Genomic DNA, 8,125 nt, shown 5'->3' with positions numbered 1-8,125 from the left:
CCTGCAGATCAACGCGCAGAACTGCGTGCACTGCAAGACCTGCGACATCAAGGACCCGACGCAGAACATCGTCTGGGTCACGCCCGAAGGCGGCGGCGGGCCGAACTATCCGAACATGTGACGTCCACGCATGAAAAAAGGGCGCCGGCTTCAAAACCGGCGCCCTTCTTCTTTGCGTGACGCTCGCTGACTTCAGGAAGCGCGCGGCGCGATCTTCGGCGTCTCGGTGGCGACATCGCCGCATTGCGCGCGGTGCCGCAGCGCATGGTCGATCAGCACGAGCGCGAGCAGCGCCTCGGCGATCGGCGTCGCGCGAATGCCCACACACGGATCATGGCGCCCGAACGTCTCGACGACGGCCGGATTGCCCGCTTTGTCGATCGAGTGGCGCGGCGTGCGGATGCTCGACGTCGGCTTGATCGCGATCGACACCGTGATGTCCTGACCGCTCGAAATCCCGCCGAGGATGCCGCCCGCGTTGTTCGCGGCGAACCCGTCGGGCGACATTTCGTCGCCGTGCACGGAACCGCGCTGCGCGACGCTCGCGAAGCCCGCGCCAATCTCGACGCCCTTCACCGCGTTGATGCCCATCATCGCCTTCGCGATATCGGCGTCGAGGCGGTCGTAGAGCGGCTCGCCGAGGCCCACCGGGACGCCGGTCGCGACCACTTCGATGCGCGCGCCGATCGAATCGCCGTCCTTGCGCAGCGCGTCCATGTATTCCTCAAGACGCGGGACGATTTCCGCGTTCGGCGCGAAAAACGGATTCTCGCGCACGCAGTCCCACGACACGAACGGCACCTCGATCTCGCCGATCGCGCTCATGTAGCCGCGCGTCTCGATGCCGAAGCGCTCGCGCAGCCACTTCTTCGCGACCGCGCCCGCGGCCACCGTCGGCGCGGTCAGGCGCGCGGACGAACGGCCGCCGCCGCGATAGTCGCGGATGCCGTATTTCTGCCAGTAGGTGTAGTCGGCGTGACCGGGGCGGAACGTCTCGACGATATTGCCGTAGTCCTTGCTGCGCTGGTCGGTGTTGCGGATCAGGAGCGCGATGGGCGTGCCGGTCGTCTTGCCCTCGAACACGCCCGAGAGAATCTCGACCTGGTCCGGTTCCTGGCGCTGCGTGACGTGGCGCGACGTGCCGGGACGGCGCCGGTCGAGTTCGATCTGGATGTCGGCTTCGGTCAGCGCCATGCCGGGCGGGCAGCCGTCGATCACGCAGCCGATCGCGGGTCCATGCGACTCGCCGAAATTCGTGACGGTGAAAAGCGTGCCTAACGTATTGCCGGACATGTGCGTCGCCCTGAGAAGTGAAACGGGAAGCTCACATTATGCCAGCCGCATCTCGATGAGGCGCCGCGGCGCCCTACCTGCGGGCGCCGCGCAAGGCACCGACCACCTGCTGCAGATGCTCGGGCGTGGCATCGGCGGGATCGATCGGCTCGCCGACCGCGAGCGTCAGCCGGCTCATCACGCCACGCTGGACCGGACGCGGCCAGCGCGAATCCTCGTGTCGCGAGAACACGCTGCCCCACAATCCGCGCAGCGCGATCGGCACGACCGGCGCCGCATGTCTTCTCAGAATCTCCGAAATGCCGTGCCTGAACGGGTTGAGTTCGCCCGTGCGCGTGAGCTTGCCTTCCGGAAAGATGCAGACGAGCTCGCCCTCCGCGAGCGCGCGGCCGCACGCGTCGTAGGCGCGCGCGAGCAGCTCGGCATCCTCGTGCGCCGGCGCGATCGGAATCGCCTTCACGTGGCGAAACAGCCAGCCGACGAACGGCGACCTGAAGATGCGGTGATCCATCACGAAGCGGATCGGACGCGGGCTTTCCGACATGATGACGATCGCATCGACGAAACTGACGTGATTGCAGACGAGCACGGCGGCGCCCTGTTCGGGAATGCGCTCGGCGTCGACGAGACGAATGCGGTAGAACGTGTGCACCAGCACCCACGCGACGAAGCGCAGCAGAAATTCCGGCACGAGCGAATAGATATACGCGGCGACGACGATGTTCAGGAGCGCCGTCGTCAGAAAGAGCCCCGGAATGCCGACGCCCATCGACGTGAGCGCGAGCGCCAGCAACGCCGAAACGATCATGAAGAACGAATTGAGAATGTTGTTCGCGGCGATGATGCGCGCGCGGTGCGTCGGCTGGCTGCGGCTCTGGATCAGCGCGTAGAGCGGCACGCTGTAGAAGCCGCCGAACATCGCGAGCAGGAACAGGTCCGCGAGAATGCGCCAGTGCGAGGCGATCGCGAGAAACTCGCCGACGCCGAGCAGATGACCCGCCGGCGCGATGCGATGGCTCGCGAAGAAGAGGTCGATTGCGAATACGCTGATGCCGATCGAACCGAGCGGCACGAGGCCGATCTCGACGCGCCGCTTCGAGAGCTTTTCGCACAGCAGCGAGCCCATGCCGATGCCGATGGAAAACGTCGCGAGCAGGATCGTGACGACGTCGGGGTTCGCGGACAGCACGTCCTTCGCGAAGTTGAAGAACGACGTCAGAAAGGTCGCGCCGACGAACCACAGCCACGAGATGCCGAGCAGGCTCAGGAACACGGTGCGGTTCTGCTTTGCGAGCGCGAGATTGCGCCAGGTTTCCGAAAACGGATTCCAGTTGATGCGCAGTTCGGGCTGCGGCGCTTCGGACTTCGGCACGAAACCCGACACCGCCCGTCCGATCAGCGCGAACGCCAGGCATGCGGTAGCGAGCAGCATCGCGCCGTGCTCGGTCAGCCCGGCCGCCGCGCCGCCGATGATCGTTCCGATCAGAATGGCGACGAATGTTCCCATCTCGACGAGCCCGTTACCGCCCACGAGTTCAGACGATTTCAGATGCTGCGGCAGATACGCATATTTGACGGGTCCGAAGACGGTCGAATGGACGCCCATCAGAAACGTGCAGAGGTAAAGCAGCATGGCGTTGTGCAGCAGGAACCCCCCGCTGCCGACCAGCATCACCGCGATCTCGAAGCTTTTAACGAGACGTGTGAGCGTCGCCTTGTCGTATTTGTCGGCGATCTGGCCGGAAGTCGCGGAAAACAGCACGAACGGGACGATGAAGATCGCGGAGATCAGGAACGCGGCCGTCTTCGGATCGACGCCGGAAAAGCGCGCGGCCTGGAACGTGACGAGCGACGTGAAGCCGACCTTGAACACGTTGTCGTTCATCGCGCCGAGAAACTGCGTCCAGAAGAACGGGGCGAAGCGGCGCTCGCGCAGCAGTCGAAACTGGCTTTCGCCTGATGCGTCGGCGCGGCGGGACGCGCGGCGAGCGTCGCGAATCGGGCGGTCACTCATGGCTTATGGGAATGGAGCGCTTGAAGGAGGGAAACGCGGAATTCATCAGGCGAAAAAAAGCGCGCCGGCCGAGGCGCGCTCTTCGCGGATTGGCAGTGCCGTGCGGCGCGAGCAGATCGGAAGCTGCTCAGCGCGCCTCTTCCTGCTGCTCCGGCCAGTCGCGGATATAGGCCTTGAGCATGCGATTCTCGAAACCCTGCTCCTCGACGACCGCGCGCGCGACGTCGTAGAACGAGATCACGCCCATCAGCGCGCGGTTTTCCATCACGGGCAGATAGCGCACGTGATGTTCGAGCATCATGCGGCGCACCTCGTTGACGTCCGTTTCCGGCGTGCAGGTAAGCGGATGATCGTCCATGACCTTGCGGATGGTGGTCGTGCCGACGCTGCCGCCGTTTTCCTTCAGCGTCAGGATGATTTCGCGGAACGTCAGCATGCCGACGAGATCGCCGTACTCCATGACGACGAGCGAGCCGATGTCGTGCGACGCCATCGTGTTGATTGCGTCGTGCAGCGGTGTCTCGGGCGTCACCGTGAAGAGCACATTGCCCTTGACCTTCAGAATGTCGCTGACTCGCATGATGGGTCTCCTTCCGAAATGCCTGATCGTGGATCGATGCTATCGGAAAGGCTGTGAAAAGGAAAGCGCGGACGGCCCGGCTGGCTTGTCGGACAAGGTTTTCGTGCGAGCGGACTAGGTTCGCGCCCTAGGTCCGCCGAAGCGGGCCCGATGTTACGATGATTGCCCCCTGGATTTTCGCCACACGCGGGTAGCGTGCGGCCGCTCGCGATGCCCGCCAACCGCTTCGACACGCTCGTGCTGCACGCGGGCGCCGCGCCCGACCCGACGACCGGCGCGCGCGCCACGCCGATCTACCAGACGACGTCGTTCTCTTTCCGCGACACCGACCACGCCGCCGCGCTCTTCAACATGGAACGCTCGGGGCACGTGTACTCGCGCATCTCGAACCCGACGGTCGCGGTGTTCGAGGAGCGCGTCGCCGCGCTCGAAGGCGGCGCCGGCGCGATCGGCACGGCGAGCGGCCAGGCGGCGCTCCATCTGGCGGTCGCGACGCTGATGGGCGCCGGCTCCCACATCGTGGCATCGAGCGCGCTCTACGGCGGCTCGCACAACCTGCTGCACTACACGCTCGCGCGCTTCGGCATCGAGACCACCTTCGTGCCGCCGCACGATCTCGACGCGTGGCGCGCCGCCGCGCGCCCGAACACACGGCTTTTCTTCGGCGAGACGCTCGGCAATCCCGGGCTCGACGTGCTCGACATCGCGGGCGTCGCGGAAATCGCGCACGCGAACCAGGTGCCGCTCCTGGTCGATTCGACTTTCACGACGCCCTACTTGCTGCGGCCCTTCGAGCACGGCGCGGACCTCGTCTACCATTCTGCGACCAAGTTCCTCGGCGGCCACGGCACGACGATCGGCGGCGTGCTGGTCGACGGCGGCACGTTCGACTTCACCGCCACCGAGCGCTTCCCCGAATTCACCGAGCCCTACGACGGCTTTCACGGTATGGTCTTCGCCGAGGAAAGCACGGTCGCGCCGTTCCTGCTGCGCGCGCGCCGCGAAGGCTTGCGCGACTTCGGCGCCTGCCTGCATCCGCAGGCGGCGTGGCAACTGCTGCAAGGCATCGAAACGCTGCCGCTGCGCATGGACCGGCACGTCGCGAATACGCGCCGCGTGGTCGAGTTTCTGCTCGCGCATCCGGCCGTGGAGGGCGTCGCGTATCCCGAACTGCCGACGCACCGCGACCACGCGCTCGCGCAGCGTCTTTTGCCGCGCGGCGCGGGTGCCGTGTTCAGCTTCGACCTGCGCGGCGACGTGGCCGCTGCGCGGCGCTTCATCGAGTCGCTCACGCTTTTTTCGCACCTGGCGAACGTCGGCGATGCGCGCTCGCTCGTCATCCATCCCGCCTCCACGACGCATTTCCGCATGGACGCCGCCGCGCTCACCGCAGCGGGCATCGGTCCGGGGCGCATTCGCCTGTCGATCGGCCTGGAAGATCCCGACGACCTGATCGACGACCTGAAGCGCGGCCTGAAGGCATCGCAGAAGGCGGGTTCGACGGCGCCGGCGCCCGGGAGCCGTGCATGATCCTCGACGTCAAAGGCCGGCCGGCCTACGCCTACACCGGCGGCAAGGCATTCGACGCGAGCCGCCCGGCTGCCGTCTTCATCCACGGCGCGGAGCACGACCACAGCGTGTGGGCGCTGCAGACGCGCTACTTCGTGCATCACGGCTTCGGCGTGCTCGCGCTCGACCTGCCCGGACATGGCCGCAGCGCCGGGCCGGCGCTCGCCGACGTCGCGTCGCTAGCCGACTGGCTGATCGACGTGCTCGACGCGGCGAAGGTGGAAAAAGCCGTGCTGATCGGCCACAGCATGGGCTCGCTGATCGCGCTCGATGCCGCCGCCCGGCATCCGACGCGCGTCGCGAAGCTCGCACTCGTCGCGACCGCCGTGCCGATGACCGTCTCCGACGCCTTGCTCGACGCCGCCCGCGAACATGAGCCGCAGGCCATCGACATGGTCAACCAGTGGTCGCATTCAACGATCGCCGCCAAGCCGTCGAGCCCCGCGCCCGGCTTCTGGCTGCACGGCGTGAATCAGCGCCTGATGGAGCGCGTCTCCGCGCGCGGTGAAGGCCAGCTCTTCTACACCGACTTCAGCGCCTGCAACGCCTACGCCGACGGCCTCGAACGCGCGGCTGCGGTGCGTTGCCCGGTGCTCGTCCTCTCGGGGCGGCGCGACGTGATGACGCCGCCGAAAGCGGCGAGCGCGCTCGTGAAAGCGATGTCGCAGGCGGGCGTGGCCGTCGAAACGCTCACGCTCGACGCCGGCCACGCGCTGATGAGCGAGCAACCCGACGCCACGCTCGACGCCCTCTTCGACTTCGCGATCAAGCCAGCGATCAAGCCAGCATAAGCGCTGCGAAAGCGCCGCGCCATCGGCCGAACGGCCAGGTTGCACGACGCGCGCTTTTCGCCGCACAATGGGCTGTCAGGGCACGGGCGAGTCCCGTGCGTCGATCGAACGGAGGCAGCCATGGCGCACACGGCACACAGCGACCACTTTGCGAATTTCGCCGAGTTCTATCCGTACTATCTGGAAGAGCATCGCAATCTCGTGTCGCGCAGACTTCACTTCATCGGCTCGCTTGGCGTGATCGGCTGCATTGCGATGGCGGTCGCAACCGGCGACTGGCTGTGGCTGCCGGCGGCGGTCGTCTGCGGCTACGGTTTTGCGTGGGTCGGCCATTTCTTCTTCGAAAAGAACCGTCCGGCCACGTTTCGTCACCCGCTCTACAGCCTAATGGGCGACTGGGTGATGTTCAAGGACATCTGTACGGGGAAAATCTCGCTCTGAGGCGTCGCGCGCAATTCGAACCAGGACGCTTACGCGTGCTGGTGCGGCATCGCCGGGCGGGCGGCGTCGCGCAACCGCTCGTCGGTGAGCGCCGACGAGCGCGCCGCGATCAGCGAGCCGAGCGTGACGTCAAGCTTTTCGTTCTCGAGCGCGCCCGTCAGCACTGCGCAATCCACTTGCGTGGCATCGAGCCGCAACTGGTACTCGAGTTCCTCGCGGTCGATCACGAACAGGTCGAACAGCATCGTCACGGTGATCTGGTTCGGATTGGCGATCAGCACGTAGCGCGGCATGCGCGTGTCTTCGAGCCGCCCGACCCAGCCCTGCGCTTCCACCTTGTTGAGCAAACGCGTGGATGTGTCCATATCGCAACGCAGCATCCGCGCGAGTTCCAGCGCCGTCTGGCCGGGTTTGCCCTCTTCGCGCGCCTCGACGAGCCGCGCCAGCAATTCGAGCGAATCGAGCAAATCGCTGCCGGGAAACTCGCGCCGGTGAAACTGGCCGATGCGGATCGCCGGCAACGCGGAGGTCACCATCGCGCCGATCAGCGCGATCATCCAGCAGAGATAGACCCAGAGCAGAAACACCGGCAGCGCCGCGAACGCGCCATAGACGGCCGTATAGGTCGGAATGCGCCGCACGTAGTAGCCGAATCCGCGCTTGCCGAGTTCGAACGCGACCGCCGCGATCAGTCCGCCGATCACGGCGTCGCGCCATTCGACCTTGCAGTTCGGCATGTAGACGTAGAGCATCGTGAACGCGAGCACGGTCACGGGCAGCGAGACACCCGTCAGCGCCCATTCGACGATCGGCGGCATCAGGTGATGCGAGCCCGCGAACGCCACCGATTGCGCGAAGAGATAGGACGAGATCGAGAGACTGCAGCCGAACATGATCGGCCCGAGCGTGATGATCGCCCAGTAGACGAGCACGCGCTGCGCGAACGGCCGCGCCTTGCGCACGCGCCAGATCACGTTGAACGCGGACTCGACGGTCATCATCGTCATGACCGAGGTGACGAACAGGATGATCATGCCGACCGTCGTCAGCCCCTTCGCCTTCGACGCGAACTGGTTCAGATATTTGAAGATTTGCGTGTTGATCTGGTTCGGCATCAAATGCACCGCCAGAAAATCCTGCAGCGACTCCTGGAACGAGCCGAAGATGGGAAACGCCGTGAACAGCGCGAACGCGACGGTCGCGAGCGGCACGATCGACAGCACGCTCGTGAACGTGAGACTGCCGGCTACCTGCGCCACGCGGTCCTCGCCGGTGCGCCTGGCGACGAAGCCCGCGAGCCGTTTGACACTGGCGAGATCGACGGAAAGCTTCTGCAAAAATCCTTCTCCTCTGTCGAGCCGAGCTGGCATTTCTGCGCTTGCTCCGGCCCTAAGCACCACGGTGTCGTCGGCAGTCGCAAAAAGCGCGGAAAACCAG

Annotated in this window: 8 protein-coding genes; 4 read left to right on the top strand and 4 right to left on the bottom strand. The window is 65.7% G+C overall.

Features of this window, described 5'->3' with window-relative positions; genetic code table 11:
• Positions 1-121 (top strand): 4Fe-4S dicluster domain-containing protein (locus QCE48_RS31830; protein ID WP_293046220.1); only part of this gene is annotated, 121 nt, incomplete at its 5' end.
• 71 nt (positions 122-192) lie between these two features.
• Here the strand turns inward: QCE48_RS31830 and aroC are convergent.
• From aroC to QCE48_RS05930, 3 genes are all read right to left on the bottom strand, one after another.
• On the bottom strand, positions 193-1,293 hold the full coding sequence (aroC, locus tag QCE48_RS05940; RefSeq protein WP_309788215.1) for a chorismate synthase: 1,101 nt from the start codon (positions 1,291-1,293) through the stop codon (positions 193-195).
• A 73-nt stretch (positions 1,294-1,366) separates the two neighbouring features.
• Positions 1,367-3,307: an MFS transporter gene (locus QCE48_RS05935; protein WP_309788214.1), complete on the bottom strand. Its 1,941-nt coding sequence runs from the start codon at positions 3,305-3,307 to the stop codon at positions 1,367-1,369.
• A 127-nt stretch (positions 3,308-3,434) separates the two neighbouring features.
• Entirely contained in the window at positions 3,435-3,887 is a 453-nt protein-coding gene (locus QCE48_RS05930; RefSeq protein WP_087633002.1) for a CBS domain-containing protein, read from the bottom strand.
• Between the two features lie 210 nt (positions 3,888-4,097).
• Here QCE48_RS05930 and QCE48_RS05925 point away from each other — a divergent pair, with 210 nt between their 5' ends.
• From QCE48_RS05925 to QCE48_RS05915, 3 genes are all read left to right on the top strand, one after another.
• Positions 4,098-5,417, top strand: coding sequence for an O-acetylhomoserine aminocarboxypropyltransferase (locus QCE48_RS05925; protein WP_309788370.1), 1,320 nt, complete (start codon positions 4,098-4,100; stop codon positions 5,415-5,417).
• Positions 5,414-6,247 (top strand): alpha/beta hydrolase, encoded by an 834-nt coding sequence (locus QCE48_RS05920; RefSeq protein WP_309788213.1) that lies wholly within the window; start codon positions 5,414-5,416, stop codon positions 6,245-6,247. Before QCE48_RS05925 ends, QCE48_RS05920 begins: the two co-directional genes overlap by 4 nt.
• Positions 6,248-6,367: 120 nt before the next feature.
• Complete coding sequence (locus QCE48_RS05915; RefSeq protein ID WP_116567414.1) at positions 6,368-6,688, top strand: Mpo1-like protein; 321 nt, start codon at positions 6,368-6,370, stop codon at positions 6,686-6,688.
• A gap of 29 nt (positions 6,689-6,717) precedes the next feature.
• Here QCE48_RS05915 and QCE48_RS05910 read toward each other — a convergent pair whose 3' ends face one another.
• Complete coding sequence (locus tag QCE48_RS05910; protein WP_404983305.1) at positions 6,718-8,058, bottom strand: YihY family inner membrane protein; 1,341 nt, start codon at positions 8,056-8,058, stop codon at positions 6,718-6,720.
• Positions 8,059-8,125 lie beyond the last annotated feature (67 nt).

The organism is Caballeronia sp. LZ024 (genome assembly GCF_031451455.1).
Classification (GTDB): domain Bacteria; phylum Pseudomonadota; class Gammaproteobacteria; order Burkholderiales; family Burkholderiaceae; genus Caballeronia; species Caballeronia telluris.
The sequence above is the reverse complement of the archived record's forward strand: the minus strand, read 5'-3'. Positions and strand labels throughout refer to the sequence as shown.

Coding starts and splice junctions, on each gene's coding strand:
- aroC (WP_309788215.1), bottom strand. CDS start 1,293: ATGTCCGGCAATACGTTAGGCACGCTTTTCACCGTCACGAATTTCGGC.
- QCE48_RS05935 (WP_309788214.1), bottom strand. CDS start 3,307: ATGAGTGACCGCCCGATTCGCGACGCTCGCCGCGCGTCCCGCCGCGCC.
- QCE48_RS05930 (WP_087633002.1), bottom strand. CDS start 3,887: ATGCGAGTCAGCGACATTCTGAAGGTCAAGGGCAATGTGCTCTTCACG.
- QCE48_RS05925 (WP_309788370.1), top strand. CDS start 4,098: ATGCCCGCCAACCGCTTCGACACGCTCGTGCTGCACGCGGGCGCCGCG.
- QCE48_RS05920 (WP_309788213.1), top strand. CDS start 5,414: ATGATCCTCGACGTCAAAGGCCGGCCGGCCTACGCCTACACCGGCGGC.
- QCE48_RS05915 (WP_116567414.1), top strand. CDS start 6,368: ATGGCGCACACGGCACACAGCGACCACTTTGCGAATTTCGCCGAGTTC.
- QCE48_RS05910 (WP_404983305.1), bottom strand. CDS start 8,058: ATGCCAGCTCGGCTCGACAGAGGAGAAGGATTTTTGCAGAAGCTTTCC.